Source organism: Lutibacter oricola, from assembly GCF_900106565.1.
Classification (GTDB): domain Bacteria; phylum Bacteroidota; class Bacteroidia; order Flavobacteriales; family Flavobacteriaceae; genus Lutibacter; species Lutibacter oricola.
In genome coordinates, this window is the sequence record NZ_FNNJ01000002.1 from 574,476 (window position 1) to 599,667 (window position 25,192).

The following is a 25,192-nucleotide window of genomic DNA, read 5'->3' on the forward strand; positions in this document are numbered from 1 at the left end:
TTCTTACTTTCTAAACCTTGAATAAAACGAAAGTTTTCTTTTTGTATTTATAAAATATACTCCAGTAAGTAAAATAACAGCTGCAATTATAGATTGCGTAGTAATTTGTTCATTTAAAAAATACCAGCCTAACAACATTGCTATTATTGGATTTATGTAGGTTCCTGTAGCCACTTTCTCTGGCGAAACTACTCTTAATAAAAAATTAAAAGAAGTAAAAGCAACTATACTTCCAAAAATTATTAATGCAATCATAGAAAACTGTACTTGTCCACTCCATTTTATAGGAGAAATCCAAACTTCACCTAGCAACATACTTGTTATAAACAACATTACACCTCCAGTAAGCATTTGATAACCCGTATTTATAAAAAAGTTTTTTGGTAAATCTGCTTTTGCCACAAACAAACTACCATATCCCCAGCTTAACATACATAAAAATATCATTACCATTCCGGTTATGCTTCCTTCTTTACTTATAAATTCTTTTTGACTAACTAACAAATAAATACCTATCATACCCAAAACAACTCCAATAATGGACATTGGCTGTATTTTTTTTCCTTGAATTATTCGCATTAACAACAAAACAACTAAAGGCTGTGCAGAAATTTCTAAAGCAGCAAAACCACTATCTACATATTTTAACGCCCAAACTACAACACCATTTCCAAAAGTTAAAAATAAAAAGCCTGCAAAAGTTGTATTCAATAATTGTTTTTTTGAAATAGAAACATCTAGCTTAAGAAACTTAGCAATAATAAAAATTAATATTCCAGCAACAATAAAGCGTATAGAAGCAATCATAAATGGCGGCAACTCTAAAACTGCTATTTTATTTAACAAATAAGTAGATCCCCAAATTACATAAATAGCAAAAAAAGCAAGAATTATTAGTGTAGAGTTTTGTTTAGTGTTCATAAAAATCAATTAGTTTGCATATTACGGCAATTCTTAAAATGAAACAATAGAATATCGTTTTAAAAAATAAAATTACCTCTCAGTTAATTAACAATTTGTTTTTAACTGAATTATTCTATAATTTAAACAAACTATTAACCAAACTCTTATTTTATGACTACATTACGAAACAAACCAACTATTTTATTTTGGATAATTTCAATAGTAGCACTTATTTGGAACATTTTAGGTGTTATGCAATATTTAGCTCAAGCTTATATGACTCCAGAAGCTAAAGCACTTTTACCAGAAGGAGATCAAGCTTATTTTAACAATTTACCTGTTTGGGTAACTGCAGCTTTTGCAATTGCTGTATTTTCTGGAACTATAGGCTGTTTAGCTCTTGTATTACGTAAAAAATGGGCTACACCACTACTATTTATATCCTTAATTTGTGTAATAGCACAAGTTGTATACAACTTATTTATTCAAAAATATATAGATTTAGAAGGCGCTAGAATGGCAATGCCAATTGTAATATTAATTATAGCTCTTTATTTAGTATTCTTTTCTATAAAATCTACAAAACAAAAATATCTAGTTTAAAATAAATTTTCAGTAAGCTTTTTTCTGAAGTACTTAAATGTTGTGTACTTTTGAATTAAATGAAAAAAATACTTATAATCGGTTTTGTTTGGCCAGAACCTACTGCTACAGCCGCTGGTTCAAGAATGTTGCAATTAATTGATGTTTTTTTACAAAACAACTATCAAATTACATTTGTTAGCGCAGCTTCGAATAAACAAAAATCAATTGCCTTTAAAGAAAAAGGCATTGAAACTTATGATATTGAGTTAAATAACTCGAGTTTTGATATATTGCTCAAAAAAATAAATCCAGATATTGTTCTATTTGATAGGTTTTTAACTGAAGAACAATTTGGCTGGCGAGTTACAAATACTTGTCCCAAAGCAGTAAAAGTATTAGATACTGAAGATTTACATTTTTTACGAAAAGCTAGGCACATAGCTTATAAAAAACAGCAAAAAGTTACAGATAATTTATTAAAAAGTGAACAAGCTATAAGAGAAATTGCGAGTATTTATAGATGTGATTTAACCTTAATAATTTCTAAATATGAAATAAAACTACTTACTAAAAAATTCAATATTAATAAATCTATACTTATTTATACACCTTTTCTATTGAATAGAATAAAGGAAGAGAAAATTAATAACTATCCTAGTTTTGAAGAGCGAAAAGATTTTATTTCAATAGGGAATTTTATGCACGAACCCAATTGGAATGCTGTTTTAAACTTGAAAAAAGAAATTTGGCCAAATATTAAAGAAAAACTTCCAGAAGCTAACCTATTAATTTACGGAGCATACTCAAGCCAAAAAGTTGAACAATTGCATAATAAAAAGGAAGGTTTTTTAATAAAAGGTTGGGCAAATAGCGCTGAAGAAGTTATTTCTAAATCTAGGGTGTTATTAGCTCCAATAGTTTTTGGAGCTGGGTTAAAAGGAAAACTAATAGACAGTATGCTGTATGGAACGCCCAATGTTACTACAAAAATTGGAGCTGAAGCAATGCACAAAAAATTACCTTGGAATGGTTATATTTCTAATAGTTTTAACATGTTTTCGAATAAAGCTATTGATTTATACACTAATAAAAAAGTATGGTCAAAATCTCAAATAAATGGCGTAAACATTATTAACAATTGCTTTTCTAAAGAAAAGTATGCTGAAAAATTAGTTTCAAAAATAAATAAAATTGAAAATAATTTAGTTACTCACAGATTAAATAATTTTACTGGAAATATTCTACAACATAACACTTTAAAAAGCACTATGTACTTAAGTAAATGGATTGAAGAAAAAAATAAATATAATTAAATTTTTAGTGACAACTCAGAAAAAAGCAGTTTAAATAATTGGAATTACAAAACATATCTTTTACATTTACTAAACCTAAAAGTTCAAGAACAAAATTATTTCTACTGATTTTTCAGTATAAAAAATACAGTCGTAGTACTTGTGTAATAAAAATATGATCGTGGGGACGACAATTTTTTCAAGCATTTGCGACTGTTTTTTATGACATAAATTACAGTTGTAATACCAAAAAATATACTACCGTTGTGGGGACGACGCTTTTAAATGGATTATTGCAACTGTTTTTTTAAATGTTAGCACATTTCTTATACGCCTGAGTTCTATTACCTTTATTACTTATATACCAAAATTCTGGAATTAAAGTGTTTATATATATGCTAGATTTATTTTTTAACTTATTATTTTGTTTAGGTTTAGTAATTTCTAAAATCATAATACTTTTTTTAAATTTTAATAAAAATATGTGTAAAATACTGTTTACCTGTGACTCCTGAATTTGTACATAATCCAAAATGAGAATAAGAAGAACTTTCAATTAACCTTTTATGTGAGCTACTATTTAGCCAACCTTCTAAAACAGCCTCAGGTGAATCATAGCCAAAAGCAACATTTTCTCCTACTTTTTCTGCATTTGCGTTAACAATTAAGTTTTGTTCTCTTTTATTAAAGTTATCATGACTTATTTCTCCTTTTTCAATCATGTAATTTGTATGAGATTCTGCTTGAATATTAGCTTCTAAACTTGCCAATAAAGGATTTACACCTATTGATTCCCTATGATCATTAATTACTTTTATGAGTTGAGTTTCGAATTCGTTAAATTCTATTGGGGTTATTGCACTTTTATTTAATGCGGTTAAGGATTCATTTAAAATTAGTTCTTCTGTATTATTTTCATTTGAGCATGATGTAAATAATAACATTGCCGTAGCAGCAATTAAAAAGGGTTTAAAAAAAGTCATTTGGTTAGGGCAATTAAGGGGTTTCTAAAATTAACAGCCGCAAATACTATTATAATAACTACCGTTGTGGGAAAGGTGGATTATTGCAAACGAAAAGCGGCTGTATTGTTTAAAACATACTAATTAAATAATTAGCACTTATAAAAACATACAACAAGCTACGTTTTACACTTTTAAAATTTATCGATTTTAAAATTTGAAATAAGCTATTGTTATTAAATATAGGTTTTGAACGTATTCTAAGAATTTGATTTTCAAAAATCATGTCAGTTTTGGGGTTTTGGTTCTTAATTGGGGTTTCAATTTTACTAAAACATCAAAATAAAAAGAGGCAGAATCAAGGTTCTTACTAACCATCTAACAAAATAAAGTATTTTCGGATTACTTTAGGTGCTTGTGACTACAGTGAGACTACCTCCTATTTTAATTTATTTATTCATATTTACTCAAATATTAATTTTAGTTGAACAATTAGGGTATTGGGCTTTCAACTTTATTAATTTTTAAGGGCGATTATTTATTTCTAATTTTTTTAAGTAATTGATTCAAAGCAATTAATTCGGTAGGGCGCAAATTACTTGTAACGTTTTGCTCAAATTCTTCTTGAGAAGAATCAATTTCGCTTAATAACTGTAAACCTGCTTTTGTAATTCGTATTTCAACTTTTCTCCTATTCTCTTCATTTTGAATTCTAGTAATTAATCCTTTTAACCTTAATTTTTCTACTAAACGTGTGGTATTAGAATTTTTACTAACCATTAACTCTTGCAATGTTTGCAAATTTGCAGGCTCACCATTTAAATTTCTCAAAGAACGTAATACTTGATATTGTTGAATAGATAATGCGTATTGTTTTAAATGAACTGAATACACTTCGTTCATCCAGTTACCTGTTATTAATAAATTATTAATTGTTATGTCAGGTAAATTTATATTATCATATATACCTTTTTTATTCAACTTCGGGGGGACAACAAATGTTTATACTACCATTGTGTATACAACAAATGTATATACAAATATTATAATTTCCTAATAACTAGATCTTTTAATTACATTATTTTAAAATTTAAGCAATAAAAGCAAACTAATCGAAGAAAGCCCCCATACACTTTATAATCAGGTAATCAATTAGTTACATTATTTTTATAAAATATAACATCCAGAAATTAATTTTTTATTTTTTTTGAAATAATTAAAAATACACTTAAAGCAATGCAATATTAATGCATATAAAATGGAATAATACGAAACATTTGTTGCTAAATAAGCTAACAATTCGACTTAATTTTGCATAAAAAGTATACAATGGAATTAATAGTAGCTATTACAGCACAAAATAGAAAAGAAGTATTTGATCACGCCGGAAAATGTAGAAACTTCTTAATATATCAACTAAAAGATAACAAGTTAGTTAGTAAAAATCTTTTAGAATTGAAAAAAGAAGAAACATTGCACGAATTTTTTCATGCCGATCAGAATGTGGAGGAAGTTAAAAACCCATTATTAGGTGTAAATATTTTATTAACTGGAGGAATTGGCTCTGGAGCCATTCAAAAACTAGGTAAATTTGGTGTTGCAGCTCATATTATTGAAGAAAAAGATCCAGATCTAGCAATAGAAAAACTGCTAAACGGAACTTTAGCTGCTAAAAAACCTGCAGAACATGCTGAAAGTGCTGGTTGTAATTGTAGTTGTGGCGGTGGACACCACCATCATTAAAACCTGTTACCTTTACCCTTACCATTTCGTCCTCTCCCCGATTTGTTAGAATGTTCGTTATTAAAATGATTTTGAAACCAAGAAGGTTTTTCTAAATTATTATTATACATATATGTAGCAATGGCCTCAGCATCTTCTAGTGAATTGGGTAATTTGGGCATAACTTTAAATTGATTTACTGCTCCATACATAATTGCTTTTTCTTCTGTTGGATTTACAATCCAGTTAGAAACGGCCTTAACAAACTCTTCTTTAGAGTTGTATTGACGTAAATATCTTCTTTTGACAGCAACTAAAGGAGGAGCAATAATTTCGTCGTGAGATTTTGAAGTTACTGAATGACAAGCATAACATTTTTGTTTAATTAATTCTAGGCCTTTTTCATTATTACTAGCTTCGGCTTGAGCTACGTTAGTGTATGCTTTATCCTTTTTTGAAGTATTACAACTTACACCTATTATTATTAAAAAGAAGAATATTATAGTTTTAATTTGAACCACATTTTTCATTTTCTGAAATTATTATGTTATTAAAAGTTTCTTGATTAATATATTGAGGTGTATATGTACCTACGTTATTTATTAATTGGTTGTTAAAATTTCTTAAATGATTTCGAGAACCACATTTTAATGAAGCATAAACTAAAAGAAGATCTTCTTTTTCTGTTCTATTTTCATTCAGTTCAATATCATTAATATCTAAATCTTCAATTGTATTACCTACTATTAAAGCATCCAATAAAGAAATATTACATTTTTCAATTAAAGAGATATATAAATTTTGAAGAATTTCGTTACTAAATTTACCTTGCTCTGCTAAAATAGGATCTTCAATATTATATGTATTTAGAAGAACTAAAATAGCATCCATATGAGTTTGTTCACTTGCTGCAATGTTTTTAAATATAGTAGTATTATAAACACTATATGCATATAAATAAACATCTCGAGCTAGTTTTTCTTCTTCTCTTAAAAACAATAAATCTCCTATTTCTTCTTCGGAAAGTGTTGAATTTAGTTCATTCCCAGTAGTTTCAATTATTTCAACATCCAATATATCTTCACTATTAGAGTTTGAATTACAAGATAAAACTAGTGTAAGCAATAAAAAAACTGATATATTAATTTTTAATAATTTCATAAATGTTTTATTTAAAGTGTTATTTCCTTTAGACCTTTATTTCTTTAAATAGTTTTAATAAAATTACGTTTTATAAGTCTTAAATATGTAACAAATGTAACTAACATATGAGCATAAAAAAACCACCAAAAAGGTGGTTTTTTTTTTAATATTTACAGAATAAATCTATCTAAAATTTATTTTTCTCATTCTTAAACTTTGAGGTGTAACCTCTAAGTATTCATCATCTTTAATATACTCCATACATTCTTCTAAAGAATAATCAATTTTCGGAGCAATCTTTACACTATCGTCAGTTCCAGATTTACGTACGTTTGTTAATTTTTTTCCTTTAATTAAATTAACAGCCATAGCTTCTTGTTTATTGTTTTCACCTACAACTTGACCTTTGTAAATTTCTTGGTTTGGATCTATAAAAAACTTACCTCTATCTTGTAATTTATCAATTGAATAAGCAGTTGCTTTACCTGTTTCGGCAGAAACAATAGCTCCATTATTTGAAGTTGCAATTTCTCCTTTATAAGCATCAAAACCTCTTAATCTATGATTAATAATAGCTTCTCCAGCTGTTGCTGTTAAAATTTTATTACGTAAACCAATTAAACCTCTTGAAGGAATATCAAATTCTAAGTGCTGTAAGTCTCCTTTAGGTTCCATTACTAATAAGTCTCCTTTTCTTAAAGAAACTAAATTAATAGCTTTACTTGCAGATTCTTCAGGTACATTAATTACCAACGTTTCATAAGGCTCACATTTAACACCATCAATTTCTTTAATAATTACCTGTGGTCTACCTACTTGAAGTTCGTAACCTTCTCTACGCATTGTTTCGATTAAAACCGATAAATGCAGAATTCCACGACCAAATACATTAAATTTATCTTCAGTATCAGTATCTTCAACTCTTAAAGCTAAGTTTTTCTCAGTTTCTTTATATAAACGATCACGTAAATGACGAGAAGTTACAAATTTACCTTCTTTACCAAAGAAAGGAGAATTATTAATAGTAAACAACATACTCATAGTAGGTTCATCTACTTTTAATCTTGGCAATGCTTCTGGCTCTTCTAAATCTGCAATTGTATCTCCAATATCAAAACCTTCAATACCTGTAATTGCACATATATCTCCACTTCTTACTTTGTCAGCCTTATTTTTACCTAAACCTTCAAAAGTATGTAATTCTTTAATTCTAACTTTTTTAGTAGAACCATCTGCTTTACAAAGCATATAATCTTTACCTTCTTCTAAATCTCCTCTAAATACACGTCCAATAGCAATTCTACCTACAAAAGAAGAAAAATCTAATGAAGTAATTTGCATTTGAGGTGTACCTTCTTTATAAGGTGCTTCAGGAATATATTTTATAATTGAATCTAATAATGGAATAATATTGTCTGTTTCATCTTTCCAATCATAGTTCATCCAACCATTTTTTGCAGAACCATAAACAGTTGCAAATTCTAGTTGCTCTTCATTAGCATCTAAAGCAAACATTAAATCAAAAACTTTTTCGTGAACTAAATCAGGTGTACAGTTTTCTTTATCTACTTTATTAACAACAACAATAGGTGTTAAACCTAATTCTATTGCTTTACCTAATACAAAACGTGTTTGAGGCATTGGGCCTTCAAAAGCATCAACTAAAAGTAATACACCATCAGCCATTTTTAATACACGTTCTACTTCTCCACCAAAATCGGCGTGACCTGGAGTATCAATTATATTAATTTTTACACCTTTATAATTTACTGATACGTTTTTAGAAAGAATAGTAATTCCACGTTCACGTTCCAAATCATTATTATCTAATAATAAATCTGTACGAACTTTACGATCGTCTAAAATTTGTGCTTGATCAATAATTTTATCAACCAACGTTGTTTTACCGTGATCTACGTGAGCAATAATGGCAATATTTCTTATACTTTTCATGTTCTGATTTTTAAAGCGCTGCAAAAGTACTTGTTTTATTTGATTTATTGTAACAAAAGTTGAAGAATGATTTTTTTAATATTCATAAATTTGTTTTAAAACCTATAATTATGATTTTAAACTTATTACCATTATTTAATTGGAACTGGGGAATTTTTGGCGCTATATTTATGTTTCTTGTATTTATAGGGCTTGTAGTGGCTCTTTTCATGTTTTTGAGCAGCGGAAAAAAACCTGAATAGAAATTGAAAAAGCCTGCTACTTAGTAGCAGGCCTTTTTGTTATTCTCAAAAAAATAAAAATATCACAATTAAAAATATGTTTCATTTTAATTTAAATAACATCTTAATTTAGATTTTTTAGCAATAGCAAAGAAAGTAGTAATCTCTTTGTTTTATTTTTAAGCCTTTTAAATGGCTATTTCTTTAGAATTTTTTCTAAAACTGTGTCTTTATCTAATTTTTTAGTACAGAAATACCAATCTTTACAATCCATATCACTATCTGTCATTCTTTCTTCTGCAGTTCCACAAGAACCAGCAGGTCCAACAATTACATCATCTCCTGGTCTCCAATCTGCAGGTGTTGCAACGCCAAACTCATCAGCAGCTTGTAAAGCAATAATTACTCGGTATAATTCATCAAAATTACGTCCTAAACTTAGTGGATAGTAAATCATAGTTCTAACAATTCCTTCTGGATCAATAAAGAAAACTGCACGTACTGCTTTTGTAGAATCTTCATTTGGTTGAACCATTCCATATTTATTAGCAACTTCCATAGTAATATCTTCAATTAAAGGAAATTTTACTTCAACATCTTTCATTCCTTTATATTCAATTTTTTCTTTTATTGAACGTAACCAAGCAATATGACTATATAAACCATCAATAGACAAACCAACAAGCTTACAATTAGCTTCTGCAAACTTATCTTCCATAGTAGCAAACGTCATAAATTCTGAAGTACAAACAGGTGTAAAATCTGCTGGATGACTAAATAATATAACCCATTCTCCTTTATAATCTGCAGGGAAATTGATTTCTCCTTGAGTTGTTACTGCTTTAAATTCAGGTGCTTTATCCCCTATTCTTGGCATTGATGTAAATTCTTGTGTTTCCATTATTTTATCTTTTTTTATTAATTATAATCCAAATGTAGTAGTAGTTTCAATTCGTTAATTATTTTTTAAATTGAAAAAAATGATATTGAAATAAAGGTTTTCAATAACACATATAAAGTTCTCAATAACAGAAGGATATAACAAATATTAAAGACTGTTTTTATGTGACTTTAGTCACTATATTTAATGATTCTTATCAATACTAAATTGAAATACAAAAAAAGCCTGCAAAAATTGCAAGCTTTCTAAAAAATATATTTTTAAAATGAGTATTACATTTTAAATAAAGGTCTATTAGACATTAATGCATTAACTTTTTCTGCAGTTTCTTCTAATTTAGCTTCATCTTCAAAATTCATAATTACGTCATCAATTAAATCAACAATTGTAGTCATATCAGCTTCAACTAAACCTCTTGTAGTTACAGCAGCAGTACCAATTCTAATTCCAGAAGTTATAAATGGAGACTTATCATCGAAAGGCACCATATTTTTATTTACTGTAATTTCTGCTTTTACTAAAGCATTTTCAGCATCTTTACCGCTTAAGTTCTTATTTCTTAAATCAATTAACATACAGTGATTGTCTGTTCCTCCAGAAATAATTTTATACCCTTTAGCTACAAAAGCATCAGCCATTGCAGAAGCATTCTTTTTAACTTGAATTTGGTAGTGTAAAAATTCATCAGTTAACGCTTCACCAAAAGCAACTGCCTTACCTGCTATAACGTGCTCTAATGGTCCACCTTGATTTCCTGGGAAGACAGATGAATTAATTAAAGTTGACATTTTCTTTAATTTTCCACTTTTCAATTTTAATCCAAATGGATTTTCAAAATCTTTACCAATCATAATCATTCCTCCTCTTGGCCCACGCAATGTTTTGTGGGTTGTAGTTGTAACAATGTGGCAATGTGGTAAAGGATCGTTTAAAATTCCTTTTGCAATTAAACCAGCAGGATGAGAAATATCTGCCATTAAAATAGCTCCAACTTCATCTGCAATTTCTCTAAATTTTGCAAAATCAATATCTCTAGAATAAGCAGAAGCACCAGCAATAATTAATTTTGGTTTATGTTCTTTAGCTTGCTTTTCTAAATGATTGTAATCTATTGTTCCTGTTGCTTCATCTACTCCGTAAAAAACAGGGTTGTATAATTTTCCAGAGAAGTTAACTGGAGAACCGTGTGTTAAGTGCCCTCCGTGAGATAAATCAAAACCTAAAATTTTATCACCCGGCTTTAAACAAGCAGCGTAAACAGCTGTATTTGCTTGAGATCCAGAGTGTGGTTGAACATTTACATATTCTGCTCCAAATAATTCTTTTGCTCTATCAATTGCAATTTGTTCAATAACATCAACTACTTCACAACCGCCATAATATCTTTTGCCAGGATATCCTTCTGCATATTTATTTGTTAAAATAGAACCTTGCGCTTCCATTACTTCTTCACTAACAAAATTTTCAGAGGCAATTAACTCTAGTCCATTAAGTTGTCTTTCTTTTTCATCTTGAATTAAATCAAAAATTACTTGATCGCGTTGCATAACGTATTACGTTTAAAAGTTAAAATTCACGCAAAAATAGTAATTTCATGCTTCATTTAATAAGAATCTTATATATTTGAGTATAAAAGAAGTTAACAATATTTAATAAGTATTCAAAAATGAAAATAAAAGCTAATAATCCCGAACTAAAATCTTGGCTTGATGTAGATAAACAGAGCGATTTTCCTATACAGAATATTCCTTTCGGTGTGTTTATTACTAAAGATGATATTATTACAATTGGTACTCGAATTGGGGAGTATGCTATAGATTTAGGAGCTTTTCATCAATTAGGTTATTTTGATGATGTACCATTAACTGATGATATGTTTATGCAAGATTCGTTAAACGATTTTATTGCAGACGGTAGAAAAACTTGGAGATTGGTTAGAAATAAAATTTCTGAAGTATTTGAAATTAACAATTCTAAACTAAAAGATAACGCTAAACATAAAGAGGTAATAATTTTCGATGTAAATGAAGTTGAAATGTTATTACCTATAGATATAGGAGATTTCACCGATTTTATTTCAAGTAAAAACCACGCTCAAAATGTTGCTAAAATGTTTAACTTAAAAAATGGAACATTAGAAAGTAACTGGCATCATATGCCTTTAGGTTTTAACGAAAGAGCTAGCTCTGTAGTTGTTTCGGGTACACCTATTAAAAGGCCATACGGGCAAATTTTACCAGAAAATGCCACTACTCCTGTTTTTGGAGCTTCGGAAAAATTAGATATGGAAGTTGAAACTGCATTTATTACAACAGCAGCAAACCATTTTGGAGAACCAATACCTGTAAACGAAGCTGAAGAGTATATTTTTGGTTTAGTACTATTAAACGATTGGAGTTCGAGAGATGTTCAACGTTGGGAATCTAAACCTTTAGGGCCATTTTCTAGTAAAAGTTTTGCTTCTACAGTTTCGCCTTGGATAGTTACTTTAGATGCTTTAGAACCTTTTAGATGTGAAAGTCCTAAGCAAGAAACATTGTTACCATACCTTCAACAAGAAAACACTAAAAACACTTTTAATATTACCCTAAATACCTATTTAGAAACTGAAAATGGTGATTTAAATTTAATAAGTGCTTCTAACTTTAAAAATATTTATTGGAGTATGTCTCAGCAACTTGCACACCAAACTATAAACGGTTGTAACGTTAGAGCTGGAGATTTATTTGGTAGTGGTACAATTTCAGGAGCTAATATAGAAAGTAGCGGAAGTTTATTAGAATTAAGCTGGAATGGTGAAAACCCTATTACACTAAATGATAAAACACAAAGAACTTTTTTAAATGATGGAGATAATGTAATTCTACGTGGTTTTTGTGAAAACGAAAAAGTTAGAATTGGCTTTGGTAAATGTACAGGTAAAATAAAACCCGCCATTGATTTAAAATAATCTTATATAATATTGATAAATAAGCCTAAAAAAGAAATTTTTTAGGCTTATTTGGTTAATTTTGGCATTGAAATTGAAATACCTCATATCATAACCCAAAATACCTCAATTATGAGATTAAAATTACCCTTATTTTTATTAATTATAGCAACTATAAGTTGCAGTAGTATAAAAAAAACACAAGAAGCTTTAAATTATGGAAATTATGATGAAGCCATAAATATTGCTGTAAAAAATCTTAGAAGTAATAAATTCAAAAAAGGAAATCAACCTTATGTTTTAATGCTTGAAGAAGGATTTAAAAAAGTTGTTGATAGAGATTTAGAACGAATTAGCTTCTTAAAAAAAGAAGGTAACAAAGCTAGTTTAGAAGAAATTTATAATATCTACACTACATTAAGCAATAGACAAAATGTTATAAGACCACTACTTCCTCTTAAAATTTTAAATAGAGGAAAAGATGCCTCATTTAATTTTGTAAATTATTCAAATGAAATTATTTCTTCAAAAAACAATCTAACAGAGTATTTATATGTAAAAGCTAAAGAAACACTAGCTAATTCTGTTCATAAATATGATTTTAGAGCTGCTTTTGACGATTTAAATTATTTAAACGAATTAAATCCAGATTACAAGGATACTAATTTATTGATTGAAGATGCTCATTTTAAAGGAACTGATTTTGTTTTTGTTTCGATGCTTAACAAATCAAACAAAATAATACCTATTCAATTAGAAAAAGACTTATTAGATTTTAACACCTATAAATTAAATGATTTATGGACTGTTTACCACAATAGAAAACAGCAAAAAATTAATTATGATTACCAACTAGAAATTTACTTAAGCCAGATAAATATTTCTCCAGAGCGAATTTCTGAACGTCAAGTTGAAAGTGAAAAAGAAATTAAAGATGGTTGGGAATATGTAAAAGATGCTAAAGGAAACGTTAAAAAAGATAGTACAGGTAAAAGTATTACAGTAGATATTTACAAAAGCGTACGCTGTAAATTAAAAGAAGTTACACAAACAAAATCTACTCAAGTTGTTGGTGTTGTTAAGTATTACAATATAAAAACAAATCAGTTAATGCAATCTTTTCCATTGGCTAGCGAATTTATTTTCGAAAATAAATATGCAACCATTCGTGGCGATAAAAGAGCTTTAAGTAGTCAGCAAAAAAGTTTAGCTTCTAGAAAATTTATACCATTTCCTTCAAACGAACAAATGGTTTATGACAGCGGAGAAAACTTAAAAGAAAAAGTAAAACATATAATAACTTCCAATAAATTTAGAAGAAACTAAAAACCTAAAGCAATCTTAACCGATTGCTTTTTTTATGTCTTCTGCTGAAATATCACTATGTGATGCTGAATAAATAACTTTCTCTTTTGAAATAACAATTGCCTGAGGGGATTGATGCTGTACTTTTAATTTTTCAGCAATAGCATTAGAAACCTCCCTATATTTTAATAAATCTAAAAAATAAACACTTAAACTTTCTTTATTAATATTGTAACTACGTTCAAAACCACTTAAAGCAAATCTACTTATACCGCAACGTGTGCTATGTTTAAAAATTAAAATAGGTTTGTTGTTCGAGTCATTTATTAATTCATCTAATTGTTCTATTGTTGTTAATTCTAACCAATTCATTATATATAGTTTTAGACATTTTGTCCGCTAAACCCTATTAAAACAAGACATTTTGACTTGTAAAACTTCATTTTTGTAAACGGAACGCTCTTTGAGAGTTTCAAATATATAAACAAAAAACAAAACGTTATGAACTTTAATAATTTTACAATAAAATCGCAAGAAGCTATTCAAAAGGCTCAGCAATTTGCACAAGGTTTAGAACATCAACAAATAGAAAACTCACATATTTTAAAAGGAATTTTTCATGTTGATGAAAATGTAGCACCTTTTATTTTTAAAAAATTAGGTGTTAATTTTGATTTACTAAAAACACTAATAGATAAAACCATTGAAAGTTACGCTAAAGTAACTGGTGGTAATGAAACTACATTGTCTAGAAATGCTTCAAAAATGCTTAATACAGCAGCTAATGAAGCACAAAAAATGGATGATGAGTTTGTTTCAATAGAGCATTTATTAATAGCTATTTTAAAAAATAAAGATACAACTGCACAGGTTCTAAAAGATCAAGGTATTACAAGTAAATCTATGAATACTGCTATTTCTGAATTAAGAAAAGGCAGTAAAGTAAACTCTCAAAGCGCAGAAGACACTTACAATTCGCTAAACAAATATGCTCGTAATTTAAATGAACTTGCAAAAGAAGGAAAATTAGACCCAGTAATTGGTAGAGATGAAGAAATTAGAAGAATACTTCAAATACTTTCTCGTAGAACTAAAAATAACCCTATGCTAGTTGGTGAACCTGGCACTGGTAAAACGGCTATTGCTGAAGGTCTAGCTCACAGAATAATTAAAGGAGATATTCCAGAAAATTTAAAAGACAAACAAATTTATTCGCTAGATATGGGTGCTCTAATTGCTGGTGCTAAATTTAAAGGTGAATTTGAAGAACGCTTAAAATCTGTTGTGAAAGAAGTTACTTCGGCAAATGGAGAAATAGTATTATTTATAGATGAAATACATACTCTTGTTGGTGCTGGTGGTGGTCAAGGAGCAATGGATGCTGCTAATATTTTAAAACCAGCTTTGGCTCGTGGAGAACTTAGAGCTATTGGAGCCACTACTCTAGATGAATATCAAAAATACTTTGAGAAAGATAAAGCATTAGAACGTAGATTTCAAAAAGTAATAGTTGATGAACCAGATACAGAAAGTGCTATTTCTATTTTACGTGGTATTAAAGAAAAATACGAGAACCATCATAAAGTTCAAATTAAAGACGACGCCATAATTGCTGCGGTAGAACTATCTCAGCGTTATATTTCTAATCGATTTTTACCAGATAAAGCTATTGATTTAATGGATGAATCTGCTGCAAAATTACGAATGGAAATCAATTCAAAACCAGAAGAATTAGATGTTTTGGATCGAAAAATAATGCAGTTAGAAATTGAAATTGAAGCTATTAAACGCGAAAATGATGTAAAAAAATTAACTTCATTAAAAAAAGAAGTTGCGAATTTAAAAGAAGAACGCAACGAAATTAACGCAAAATGGGTTAGCGAAAAAGAATTGGTAGATGCAGTACAAGAAAGTAAAGAAGCCATTGAAAACTATAAATTAGAAGCAGAACAAGCAGAACGTGATGGTGATTATGGCAAAGTTGCTGAAATACGTTACGGAAAAATTAAAGAAGAACAAGAGCACTTGGAAGAACTTCAAAAAGAAATTTCTGACGATCAAGATTCGGCTTTAATTAAAGAAGTTGTTACAAGAGAAGATATTACTGAAGTTGTTGCTAAATGGACAGGAATACCAGTAACAAAAATGCTACAAAGTGATCGTGAAAAGTTATTGAATTTAGAAGGTGAACTACATAATAGAGTAATTGGTCAAGAAGAGGCAATAGTAGCTGTTTCTGATGCTGTAAGACGTTCTAGAGCAGGTTTACAAGACGATAAAAAACCGTTAGGATCATTTTTATTTTTAGGTACAACAGGTGTTGGTAAAACTGAATTAGCTAAAGCTTTGGCTGAATATTTGTTTGATGATGAAAATTCAATGACACGAATCGATATGAGTGAATATCAAGAACGACATTCAGTAAGTAGATTGGTTGGTGCGCCTCCAGGTTACGTTGGTTATGAGGAAGGTGGGCAATTAACTGAAGCTGTTAGACGTAAACCATATTCAGTAATTCTTTTAGATGAAATTGAAAAAGCGCACCCAGATACATTTAATATTTTATTACAAGTTTTAGATGAAGGCAGATTAACAGATAATAAAGGCCGTGTAGCAGATTTTAGAAATACTATAATTATTATGACATCTAATATGGGTGCACATATAATTCAAGAAAAGTTTGAAAAAATGGATATGGCAAAACGTGATTTGATTACTGAAGCTACTAAAGTTGAAGTTATTGGATTGTTGCGCCAAACTATTAGACCAGAGTTTTTAAATAGAATTGATGAAATTATAATGTTTACGCCTTTAAATAAAGCTGAAATACATAAAATTGTAAATCTTCAATTAAAAAGCTTAGCTAAAATGTTGCAAGAAAAAGACATTAAAATTGAATTTACTGATGAAGCTATTGAAACCCTTGCAACAAAAGGCTTTGATCCTCAATTTGGTGCAAGACCAGTTAAAAGAGTAATTCAAAAAGATGTTTTAAATGAACTTTCAAAAGAAATTTTATCGGGTAAAATAACAGCTACTAGTCATATTTTACTAGATGCTTTTGATGATAAAATTGTATTTAGAAATAAATAATCTACTATAAATACTAATCATTTAACTCCTTGAGCTTTGTTCAAGGAGTTTTTTATATATTAGTTTTAAAATCACTATTTATGAAACATTTTTTTATAATTATTCTAACGTTTTTTTGGATAAACTCTTATAGCCAAGGAGAAACGAAATATTTTTTTATTCGTCATGCTGAAAAAAATCAAACAGATAAAACTAATAAAAACCCTGATTTAAGTGAGAAAGGAAAAAAAAGAGCTATTTATTGGAGTGAAGTTTTAAAAAGTGTAGAATTTGACGATGTATACTCGACAAATTATAAAAGAACCGAACAAACCGCTTCTCCAACAGCTGTTTTAAATAATGTTAAAATAAAATACTATAACCCAAGAGATCTATACAGTGAAGATTTTCAGAAAAAAACAAAAGGAAAAACTATTTTAATTGTTGGGCATAGCAATACTACTCCAAGTTTTGTAAATAAAGTAATAGGAAAAGAAAAATATAAACAAATTGATGAGAGTAATAATTCTAACCTCTATATAGTTACTTTAAATAAAACGGGAATTATGGATGTTTTATTAAAAATAGCGCATAAAAAAAGCCACTAAAAAGTGGCTTTTATATATTGTAAATTGTTATTAGAATCTTCTTCCAATACCAATACCAGCTATAAATGGGTTAATATCTACATCTGCATCTAAAATTGCAGCTCCAGCATTAACAGTAACATCAGTACTTAAAAATATGTACTTAACATCTGCATTTATAAACCATTTATCGTTTAAATCAAAATCAATACCAGCTTGCATAGCAACACCAAAAGCATTTTCATAATCAACATCAACAACATCACCTGCATCTACATTATAAAACATAGTGTAATTTACACCGGCTCCTAAATATGGGTGAGCTTTATCTCCATTAAAATGGTATTGTAAAGTTAATGTTGGAGGTAATAACCAAACATTTCCTAAATCTACTTCTGCACTAGAAGGCCCACCTAAAAGTGTTAAATCTGAATCAATTGTATTTACATCGTGTTTAGTTGTTCCTAAAATAAGCTCTGCAGCCCAGTTTTTAGAAAAGAAATAAGTGAAATCTAATTCTGGAATAAATTGAGTTCCTACATCAACATTTCCTTTAATAATTTCAACTTCTGCTTTTTGATCTGGTTCAATAACAAGACCTCTTAATCTAATTTGCCACTTACTATAATCTTCACTAGTTTCTTGTGCAAATGTGTTTACTGACACTAAACCTAAAACCAATAGGCTAAATAATAGTTTTTTCATAATAAAATTGTAATATTAATGTTCTTCTAATTACTTGCAATATTACACCTTTTTTGATTTTGAAACTATGACAATTGTTTTATATTACACTACATATGATTATTATTTTAAATTAAATTATATTATTTTTGTTTTTTATGCAGAAAAAAATAAACATCCAAAATAAAAAGGCTCGTTTCGAATACGAGATTTTAGACAAGTATACGGCTGGAATTCAGCTAACTGGAACAGAAATAAAATCTATTAGAGAAAGTAAAGCTAGAATTACAGAAAGTTTTTGCGAATTTAATGAGCAAGGAGAGCTATTTGTTATAAATATGTTTATTGAAGAATATTTATATGGCCATGCTTATAACCATAAACCAAAAAGTGAACGTAAACTTTTGTTAAATAAACAAGAATTAAAAAAACTTGAAAAAGAGGTTCAAAATGTAGGTTTAACAATAATTCCGTTAAGATTATTTTTAACAGATAATGGTTGGGCTAAATTAGATATTGCTTTGTGTAAAGGAAAGAAAAACTACGATAAGCGTGAAGCAATTAAAGATAGAGACAATAAAAAAGCTTTAGCTAGAATTAAAAAAGATTTTAATTAATTTTATGTCTGTTGCAGTATTTTTTAATCTAATTAGGTATAAAAACTTACTGCTTTTAATATATTTTCAGTTACTTATAAAATATTTATTATTCCCAGCTTTTAATATTGTTGAAGTTTTTTCTAGTATTCAATTTATTATATTTCTTTTAGCACTAGTTTGTATTACAGCGGCTGGAAATATTATTAATGACATTTTTGATGTAGAAATTGATAAAGTAAATAAGCCAAACACCTATATTGTATCTCGCTTAATATCTAAAGAAAAGGCTAAACGGTTATACCTCTTTGTTAATAGTATTGGTGTTATTTCTGGTATTTATCTATCTCTAAATATTCAAAAACCACAATATTCTTTCATATTTATTACAGTATCACTTCTACTCTATTATTATTCAAAAAAAATAAAAGGAACACTACTTTTAGGTAATATTATTGTTTCGTTTCTTATTGCTTTAAGTGTATATTTATTAGCTATTTTTAACATAAGCAACAAAACTTTGATTGAAAATAGTTTATATGTTAAAATCATACTCTTATTATATACCATTTTTGCTTTTTTTATTAACTTTTCTCGAGAAATAATAAAAGATATACAAGATATTATAGGCGATTACAAGTTAAAATTAAATACGTTACCTATTTCTATTGGTATAAAAAGAAGTAAAAGTATAATAGCAATAAGCTGTTTTATTGTTTTATCCCTACTACTTTTCTTAACACTTACATTTGCTGAATATTATAAATATACATTTTTATACCTATTATTATTTTCGTTTTTACCTCTATTTTATATTTCAATTCAAATATTAAAATCAACTACAAATAAGGACTTCAAAAAAATAAGTTTATTACTAAAAATTATTATGCTTTTTGGAGTCAGTTCAATTATATTATTATCATTTAAATTATAACTAATGCTACAAGAAAAATTTAAAAACAACACTATTATCCTAGCCTCAAACTCACCTAGAAGGCAAGAATTAATCAAAGGTTTAGATGTTAATTTTAAAATTGAAGTAAAAGAAGTTAATGAGCTCTATTCAAGCAATTTAAAAAACAAAGAAATAACGGAGTATTTAGCAGTTTTAAAATCTAATGCTTTTGGAGAAGTTTCAGAAAAAGATATTATTATAACTGCCGATACTATTGTTTGGTTTAATAATAAAGCACTCGAAAAACCTAAAACTAAAGAAGAAGCTATTGAAATGTTAAGTAAACTATCTGGCAAAAAACACGAGGTTTACACATCGGTTTGTATTAGAACAAATAATACACAAAAGGTGTTTACTGATATTACTAAAGTACACTTCGCAAATTTATCTTTAGATGAAATTACTTATTATGTTAATAAATATAAACCTTTTGACAAAGCTGGATCTTATGGAATCCAAGAATGGCTGGGTTATGTAGGTGTTTCTAAAATTGAAGGAAGCTATTTTAACGTTATGGGCTTACCTGTGGATAAAATTTATCAAGAATTAAAGAAATTATAGCCTCAAAATATTAATTATACTTATTTTTGAAGCGTTTTAAAATAAATACAACTTTAAACAAATGAAAAAATACACTTTTACTGAGAAAAAAGATACACGTTCTGGCTTTGGTGCTGGTTTAGCTGAATTAGGAAGAACAAACCCAAACGTAGTTGCTTTATGTGCTGATTTGGTGGGTTCATTAAAAATGGAGAAATTTATTGAAGAAAATCCAAATAGATTTTTTCAAATTGGTATTGCTGAAGCTAATATGATGGGTATTGCGGCTGGTATGACCATTGGAGGAAAAATTCCTTTTACTGGAACTTTTGCAAATTTTTCTACTGGTAGAGTTTATGACCAAATTCGTCAATCTATTGCATATTCAGATAAAAATGTGAAAATATGTGCATCTCACGCAGGTTTAACTTTAGGTGAAGATGGAGCAACACACCAAATATTAGAAGATATTGGATTAATGAAAATGTTACCAGGAATGACTGTAATTAACACTTGTGATTACAACCAAACCGAAGCTGCTACTATTGCTATTGCAGAACACGAAGGCCCTGTTTATTTACGTTTTGGACGTCCGGTAATGCCTATTTTTATGCCTAAGTATACAGATGTTTCAAATGAAAATAAATTTGAAATAGGTAAGGCAATTCAAATGACAGATGGAAAAGATGTTACTATTGTAGCAACAGGTCATTTAGTTTGGGAAGCATTACAAGCTTCAGAAAAGTTAGAAGAAATGGGTATTTCTGCTGAAGTTATTAACATACATACTATTAAACCTTTAGATGATGAAGCTATTTTAAAATCAGTTGCTAAAACTGGTTGTGTTGTTACTGCTGAAGAACATAATGTATTAGGAGGTTTAGGAGAAAGCGTTTCTAGAGTGTTAGTTCAAAACACCCCTGTACCACAAGAATTTGTTGCTGTAAACGATAGTTTTGGAGAAAGTGGAACACCAGCACAGCTAATGGAAAAGTATCAATTAGATGCAAATGCAGTTATTAATGCAGTTAAAAAAGCAATTGCTAGAAAATAATTGGTATAGTATTTGCGTTTTGTTTGCACTAGAACTCTAAAAACATAAAATATTATGAACAAAAGAATTTTATTATTTACAATGGCAGTTATGTGTACTTTTTTAATAAGTGCACAAAATGATTTTGGTATTAAAGGTGGTTTTAGCTACAATTCTAATGGCGAGCTAAAAGAATTTTTAAACGAAGCTGAAACAATTATTAATAATGAAGGTGAAGGAAAATCAGGTTTCAATATCGGGTTTTACGGTAAATTAGATATGAATGGTTTTTATATTAGACCAGAACTAGTTTATACCAAAACAAACAGTAAATACTCTTTAAATGGAGGTAATGATTTTAAAATGTCTAAAATTGATGTACCTGTTTTAGTAGGTGTAAAATTAATTGGACCTTTAAATGTATTTGCTGGACCAGCATTTCAATATATTTTAAAAGACGAGTTTAATAATGTTAACTACGATGAAGTTAAAGATAATTTTACTGTTGGAATGAATATTGGAGCTTCTATAGAATTAGGAAGGTTTGGGTTTGATGCTCGTTACGAAAGAGGATTAAGCTCTAATGAAGCTAACTGGACAAATGCAGGTAAAAACTTTACATTGGATTCAAGACCAGAACAATTTATTTTTAGTCTATCTTATAGCTTAAAAAAGGATTCTAAAAAATAAAATTAAAAACTTACAAGAAAAAAAAAGCCACTCAAATTTGAGTGGCTTTTTTTAGTATATTTTTTCTAGTTGTTTGGATCTAAATATTTATTATCTTCTAACTCATCTTCAGTTAAAATTCCATCTCCATCATCATCAGTATCAATATAATTTGGAATTGAATCTCCATCAGTATCATCATTTGTTACTAAACCATCATTATTAACATCTTCATCCTTAGATAAAACACCATCTAAATCATTGTCAACATAATTAACATCATTCATAGTAATTTTAAAAATTAACGGAGAGTTTTTTGTAATAACACTCTGTGTAACATTACCATAACCTAATCCAGAAGGCATAAATAAATATCCTTGTCCAGAATTTTCGTACTTAAAAGATTCATCATCAGCCTGTACTACTTCACCACCTTTAAAATCTCTTAAACCAAATCCCCAACCACTAACTAAATTACTTAAAGCAAACCATACTTTTGTAGTTGAAGCATCAAAAACAGTACTATCTAACAGCATACCAGCATAAGTTACTAATACAGAATCCACTTGAGAAGGAGATTTAGAAACACCTTCTACAGTTTTTAAAGTATATAATTTATAACTTACATCATTACTTACAACAGTTTGTGAACTTAATCTCGAATCATCCATTAAAGATGTTTCACTTCCTGTAATAGTCCAAATGGCTCCATCATCTTCATTTAAATAATGCGTTTGTAAATATTCAACTATATCATTATTATCAGTTTCTGCTTGTCCTTCATAATCAAAGTTATCATCATTATCATCTCCTCCACACGAAAAAAGAACAATACCAACTACTAGAATTTGTAATAAATTTTTAATTTTCATTCATCTTATTTTTAGAAGCCGCAAGATAGTATTTTCATATCTTTGTTAAAAGCTAAAAGTTAAATTTAACTTTAATATATGAGAATTGATAAATTTTTGTGGTGTGTACGGTATTATAAAACCAGAAGTATTGCTACTGAAGCCTGTAAAAAAGGACATGTTAAAATAAATGCAGACAATATAAAACCTTCTAAACTTGTGTTTTCTGGAGAAAAAATTCAAGTAAGAAGAAATCAAATTAATTACGAATTTTTAATAATTGATATTCCTAAAAACCGTGTAGGCGCTAAATTAGTTGATTTATATATTAAAGATATTACAGATAAAAGCCAATTTGAAAAACTGGATTTATTAAAATATTCTAAAGATTATTACCGTAAAAAAGGAACAGGAAGACCTACAAAAAAAGACAGAAGAGATATTGACGAATATTACGAGGAGGATTAACCAAACCTAATTTAATGACTAAATTTGATAAAACATATTGGGATACTAAATATCGAAACAATAAAACAGGTTGGGATATTGGTTATATTTCTACACCTATTAAAACGTATATAGATCAAATTTCAGAAAAAAATAAAAGTATTTTAATTCCTGGAGGTGGAAATAGTTACGAGGCTGAATATTTACATAAAAATGGTTTTAAAAATGTATCTGTTATAGATATTGCCAAGCAACCTTTAATAAATTTACACAATAGATTCCCTAGTTTTCATGAAAAAGATTTAATACATGCTAACTTTTTTGATCATCAAAATAAATACGACTTAATTATTGAACAAACTTTTTTTTGTGCTTTAGATCCAACTTTAAGAGAAGAATATGTAAATAAAATGTATGATTTATTAAATGACGGTGGTAAACTAGTTGGCTTATTATTTGATTTTGAATTAACCAATGAAGGTCCTCCATTTGGAGGTAATATTATTGAATATATACAATTGTTTTATGCAAAATTTGAAGTTCGAATTCTAGAACGCTGTTATAATTCTATTAAACCTAGAGATGGTAGAGAATTGTTTTTTATATTTGTTAAAAAATAAACTAAATGGAACAATCAATAATTCTTACAAATACGCAAATAAACCAAAAAACACGTCGTATAGCTTATCAAATATATGAATGTAATTGTAATGAAAAAGAGATTGTAATAGCAGGAATTACGGGTAATGGTTTTATTTTTGCTAAAAACCTAGCTAGAGTATTAGAAGAAATTTCAGACTTAAAAGTTATTTTGTGTGAAGTTTTAATAGATAAACGAAATCCATTAAAAACTATTACTACAAGTATTAATGTTGAAGATTACAAAAACAAATCTCTAATTTTGGTTGATGATGTTTTAAACTCTGGTTCTACTCTTATTTATGGTATAAAACATTTTTTAGAAGTACAATTAAAACAGTTTTTAACAGCTGTATTAATTGATCGTAACCATAAAAAATATCCTGTAAAAGCAGATTTTAAAGGAATCTCTTTATCTACTTCTCTAAGAGAACATGTAAATTTAGTTTATAGTAACGAAGATAGTTACGCGGTTTTAGAATAGTTCTAAAACTTCTGTTGAAATTTCTGCAATACTTTTATTGTTTACACTTATTTTATGCGTTGCTTTTTCGTAAAAATTTCTACGTTCAAATAAATGCTTGGCTATATATTCTTTTAAACTATCAATTCCAATAGTTGCTACAAGTGGTCTTTGAGAAGTTTCATTCTTTAATCTATCAAAAATAGTCTGTATCGAAGCATCTAAATAAATAGAAATAGACTTTTCTTTTATAGAATTTAGGTTATTTCCATAACAAGGGGTTCCTCCTCCAGAAGAAATTAACAAGTTTTTTTTATTATTTAATAAAATTTCTAAATACTCACTTTCTTTTTTTCTGAAATAAATTTCCCCTTTCTTCGAAAACATATCTGATATAGACATTTCTTCATTTTCTTCAATAAAATCATCTAAATCAACAAATTGTAAATCTAATTTCTCAGCTAATTTTCTTCCAACTGCAGATTTTCCGCTCGCCATATAACCTAATAATACAATTTTCATATGTTGTGTTTTAGTACTTCTCTTATTTTTAACAAATATCGATTAAAATATTTTAAAAAAAAACTTGCCAGATTAAATTTAGGTAGTATATTTGCACTCGTCTTTACAAAAGGACATTAAAAGACCTGGTAGCTCAGTTGGTAGAGCACCTCCCTTTTAAGGAGGTGGTCCTGGGTTCGAGCCCCAGCCAGGTCACAAAAAGTTAAGCATTTTGCTTA

The 25,192-nt window shown here is 28.4% G+C and carries 28 protein-coding genes and 1 tRNA gene; 16 read left to right on the forward strand and 13 right to left on the reverse strand.

Annotation, left to right across the window (positions count from 1 at the left end; all coding sequences use genetic code 11):
• Positions 1-3 precede the first annotated feature (3 nt).
• Positions 4-921 carry an EamA family transporter gene (locus tag BLU40_RS07140; RefSeq protein ID WP_090121634.1) on the reverse strand — a complete coding sequence of 306 codons (918 nt, stop codon included), beginning with the start codon at positions 919-921 and terminating at the stop codon, positions 4-6.
• Between the two features lie 153 nt (positions 922-1,074).
• Here BLU40_RS07140 and BLU40_RS07145 point away from each other — a divergent pair, with 153 nt between their 5' ends.
• Both BLU40_RS07145 and BLU40_RS07150 read left to right on the forward strand, forming a co-directional pair.
• A complete protein-coding gene (locus BLU40_RS07145; RefSeq protein WP_090121636.1) occupies positions 1,075-1,506 on the forward strand; it encodes a hypothetical protein in 432 nt (143 codons plus the stop codon).
• Positions 1,507-1,565: 59 nt separating this feature from the next.
• Positions 1,566-2,801 carry a glycosyltransferase gene (locus BLU40_RS07150; protein ID WP_090121640.1) on the forward strand — a complete coding sequence of 412 codons (1,236 nt, stop codon included), beginning with the start codon at positions 1,566-1,568 and terminating at the stop codon, positions 2,799-2,801.
• Between the two features lie 286 nt (positions 2,802-3,087).
• On the opposite strand, the gene BLU40_RS17555 is transcribed toward BLU40_RS07150, so the two are convergent.
• The 3 genes from BLU40_RS17555 to BLU40_RS07160 form a co-directional block, all read right to left on the reverse strand.
• On the reverse strand, positions 3,088-3,234 hold the full coding sequence (locus BLU40_RS17555) for a hypothetical protein (RefSeq protein ID WP_175454756.1): 147 nt from the start codon (positions 3,232-3,234) through the stop codon (positions 3,088-3,090).
• A gap of 10 nt (positions 3,235-3,244) precedes the next feature.
• The gene (locus BLU40_RS07155; protein ID WP_090121643.1) at positions 3,245-3,763 is read right to left on the reverse strand and encodes a CAP domain-containing protein; all 519 of its coding nucleotides are present in this window, start codon (positions 3,761-3,763) and stop codon (positions 3,245-3,247) included.
• 513 nt (positions 3,764-4,276) lie between these two features.
• Positions 4,277-4,723 carry a MarR family winged helix-turn-helix transcriptional regulator gene (locus BLU40_RS07160; RefSeq protein WP_245729910.1) on the reverse strand — a complete coding sequence of 149 codons (447 nt, stop codon included), beginning with the start codon at positions 4,721-4,723 and terminating at the stop codon, positions 4,277-4,279.
• 348 nt (positions 4,724-5,071) lie between these two features.
• Here BLU40_RS07160 and BLU40_RS07165 point away from each other — a divergent pair, with 348 nt between their 5' ends.
• Positions 5,072-5,485 carry a NifB/NifX family molybdenum-iron cluster-binding protein gene (locus BLU40_RS07165; protein ID WP_090121646.1) on the forward strand — a complete coding sequence of 138 codons (414 nt, stop codon included), beginning with the start codon at positions 5,072-5,074 and terminating at the stop codon, positions 5,483-5,485.
• Here BLU40_RS07165 and BLU40_RS07170 read toward each other — a convergent pair.
• From BLU40_RS07170 to glyA, 5 genes are all read right to left on the reverse strand, one after another.
• Positions 5,482-5,994 (reverse strand): c-type cytochrome, encoded by a 513-nt coding sequence (locus BLU40_RS07170; RefSeq protein ID WP_090121650.1) that lies wholly within the window; start codon positions 5,992-5,994, stop codon positions 5,482-5,484. The two genes, BLU40_RS07165 and BLU40_RS07170, sit on opposite strands and share 4 nt — an antisense overlap.
• Positions 5,972-6,625: a DUF2202 domain-containing protein gene (locus tag BLU40_RS07175; RefSeq protein ID WP_090121653.1), complete on the reverse strand. Its 654-nt coding sequence runs from the start codon at positions 6,623-6,625 to the stop codon at positions 5,972-5,974. The genes BLU40_RS07170 and BLU40_RS07175 overlap by 23 nt, the downstream gene beginning before the upstream one ends.
• A 165-nt stretch (positions 6,626-6,790) precedes the next feature.
• Positions 6,791-8,560, reverse strand: coding sequence for a translational GTPase TypA (gene typA / locus BLU40_RS07180; RefSeq protein WP_090121656.1), 1,770 nt, complete (start codon positions 8,558-8,560; stop codon positions 6,791-6,793).
• 417 nt (positions 8,561-8,977) lie between these two features.
• Entirely contained in the window at positions 8,978-9,682 is a 705-nt protein-coding gene (locus tag BLU40_RS07190) for a peroxiredoxin (protein ID WP_090121660.1), read from the reverse strand.
• Between the two features lie 272 nt (positions 9,683-9,954).
• On the reverse strand, positions 9,955-11,229 hold the full coding sequence (gene glyA, locus BLU40_RS07195) for a serine hydroxymethyltransferase (protein WP_090121662.1): 1,275 nt from the start codon (positions 11,227-11,229) through the stop codon (positions 9,955-9,957).
• Positions 11,230-11,348: 119 nt separating this feature from the next.
• On the opposite strand from glyA, the gene fahA reads away from it, so the two are divergent.
• Positions 11,349-12,632, forward strand: a complete 1,284-nt coding sequence (gene fahA, locus BLU40_RS07200) for a fumarylacetoacetase (RefSeq protein WP_090121664.1) — start codon at positions 11,349-11,351, stop codon at positions 12,630-12,632.
• Positions 12,633-12,743: 111 nt separating this feature from the next.
• Positions 12,744-13,937, forward strand: a complete 1,194-nt coding sequence (locus BLU40_RS07205) for a hypothetical protein (protein WP_090121668.1) — start codon at positions 12,744-12,746, stop codon at positions 13,935-13,937.
• Between the two features lie 15 nt (positions 13,938-13,952).
• On the opposite strand, the gene ytxJ is transcribed toward BLU40_RS07205, so the two are convergent.
• On the reverse strand, positions 13,953-14,288 hold the full coding sequence (ytxJ, locus tag BLU40_RS07210; RefSeq protein ID WP_090121672.1) for a bacillithiol system redox-active protein YtxJ: 336 nt from the start codon (positions 14,286-14,288) through the stop codon (positions 13,953-13,955).
• Between the two features lie 129 nt (positions 14,289-14,417).
• Here ytxJ and clpB point away from each other — a divergent pair, with 129 nt between their 5' ends.
• Together clpB and BLU40_RS07220 are read left to right on the forward strand one after the other, a co-directional pair.
• On the forward strand, positions 14,418-17,009 hold the full coding sequence (clpB, locus tag BLU40_RS07215; RefSeq protein ID WP_090121675.1) for an ATP-dependent chaperone ClpB: 2,592 nt from the start codon (positions 14,418-14,420) through the stop codon (positions 17,007-17,009).
• Between the two features lie 80 nt (positions 17,010-17,089).
• The gene (locus BLU40_RS07220) at positions 17,090-17,596 is read left to right on the forward strand and encodes a histidine phosphatase family protein (RefSeq protein WP_090121678.1); all 507 of its coding nucleotides are present in this window, start codon (positions 17,090-17,092) and stop codon (positions 17,594-17,596) included.
• Positions 17,597-17,626: 30 nt separating this feature from the next.
• Here the strand turns inward: BLU40_RS07220 and BLU40_RS07225 are convergent, their stop codons facing one another.
• Positions 17,627-18,280 carry an OmpW/AlkL family protein gene (locus BLU40_RS07225; protein WP_090121681.1) on the reverse strand — a complete coding sequence of 218 codons (654 nt, stop codon included), beginning with the start codon at positions 18,278-18,280 and terminating at the stop codon, positions 17,627-17,629.
• A 137-nt stretch (positions 18,281-18,417) separates the two neighbouring features.
• Here BLU40_RS07225 and smpB point away from each other — a divergent pair, with 137 nt between their 5' ends.
• The 5 genes from smpB to BLU40_RS07250 all read left to right on the forward strand — a co-directional run bounded on the left by smpB (position 18,418) and on the right by BLU40_RS07250 (position 22,073).
• Positions 18,418-18,876, forward strand: coding sequence for an SsrA-binding protein SmpB (gene smpB / locus BLU40_RS07230; RefSeq protein ID WP_090121683.1), 459 nt, complete (start codon positions 18,418-18,420; stop codon positions 18,874-18,876).
• Positions 18,877-18,880: 4 nt separating this feature from the next.
• The gene (locus BLU40_RS07235; RefSeq protein WP_090121685.1) at positions 18,881-19,789 is read left to right on the forward strand and encodes a geranylgeranylglycerol-phosphate geranylgeranyltransferase; all 909 of its coding nucleotides are present in this window, start codon (positions 18,881-18,883) and stop codon (positions 19,787-19,789) included.
• Between the two features lie 3 nt (positions 19,790-19,792).
• Positions 19,793-20,371: a Maf family nucleotide pyrophosphatase gene (locus tag BLU40_RS07240; protein WP_090121687.1), complete on the forward strand. Its 579-nt coding sequence runs from the start codon at positions 19,793-19,795 to the stop codon at positions 20,369-20,371.
• Between the two features lie 61 nt (positions 20,372-20,432).
• The gene (locus tag BLU40_RS07245) at positions 20,433-21,404 is read left to right on the forward strand and encodes a transketolase family protein (RefSeq protein WP_090121689.1); all 972 of its coding nucleotides are present in this window, start codon (positions 20,433-20,435) and stop codon (positions 21,402-21,404) included.
• A 54-nt stretch (positions 21,405-21,458) separates the two neighbouring features.
• The gene (locus BLU40_RS07250) at positions 21,459-22,073 is read left to right on the forward strand and encodes a porin family protein (RefSeq protein WP_090121692.1); all 615 of its coding nucleotides are present in this window, start codon (positions 21,459-21,461) and stop codon (positions 22,071-22,073) included.
• A 65-nt stretch (positions 22,074-22,138) separates the two neighbouring features.
• Here the strand turns inward: BLU40_RS07250 and BLU40_RS07255 are convergent, their stop codons facing one another.
• The gene (locus BLU40_RS07255; protein WP_090121695.1) at positions 22,139-22,924 is read right to left on the reverse strand and encodes an FKBP-type peptidyl-prolyl cis-trans isomerase; all 786 of its coding nucleotides are present in this window, start codon (positions 22,922-22,924) and stop codon (positions 22,139-22,141) included.
• A 78-nt stretch (positions 22,925-23,002) separates the two neighbouring features.
• On the opposite strand from BLU40_RS07255, the gene BLU40_RS07260 reads away from it, so the two are divergent.
• Genes BLU40_RS07260 through BLU40_RS07270 form a run of 3 tightly spaced genes read left to right on the forward strand, consistent with a single transcriptional unit; the run spans position 23,003 to position 24,473 of the window.
• Positions 23,003-23,371, forward strand: a complete 369-nt coding sequence (locus BLU40_RS07260; protein ID WP_090121697.1) for an RNA-binding S4 domain-containing protein — start codon at positions 23,003-23,005, stop codon at positions 23,369-23,371.
• Between the two features lie 14 nt (positions 23,372-23,385).
• Entirely contained in the window at positions 23,386-23,970 is a 585-nt protein-coding gene (locus tag BLU40_RS07265; RefSeq protein ID WP_090121700.1) for a methyltransferase domain-containing protein, read from the forward strand.
• 5 nt (positions 23,971-23,975) lie between these two features.
• The gene (locus BLU40_RS07270) at positions 23,976-24,473 is read left to right on the forward strand and encodes a phosphoribosyltransferase domain-containing protein (protein WP_090121702.1); all 498 of its coding nucleotides are present in this window, start codon (positions 23,976-23,978) and stop codon (positions 24,471-24,473) included.
• Here BLU40_RS07270 and BLU40_RS07275 read toward each other — a convergent pair.
• Positions 24,465-24,974 carry a shikimate kinase gene (locus BLU40_RS07275; RefSeq protein WP_090121704.1) on the reverse strand — a complete coding sequence of 170 codons (510 nt, stop codon included), beginning with the start codon at positions 24,972-24,974 and terminating at the stop codon, positions 24,465-24,467. The two genes, BLU40_RS07270 and BLU40_RS07275, sit on opposite strands and share 9 nt — an antisense overlap.
• A gap of 122 nt (positions 24,975-25,096) precedes the next feature.
• On the opposite strand from BLU40_RS07275, the gene BLU40_RS07280 reads away from it, so the two are divergent.
• Positions 25,097-25,169, forward strand: a tRNA-Lys gene (locus tag BLU40_RS07280).
• Positions 25,170-25,192 lie beyond the last annotated feature (23 nt).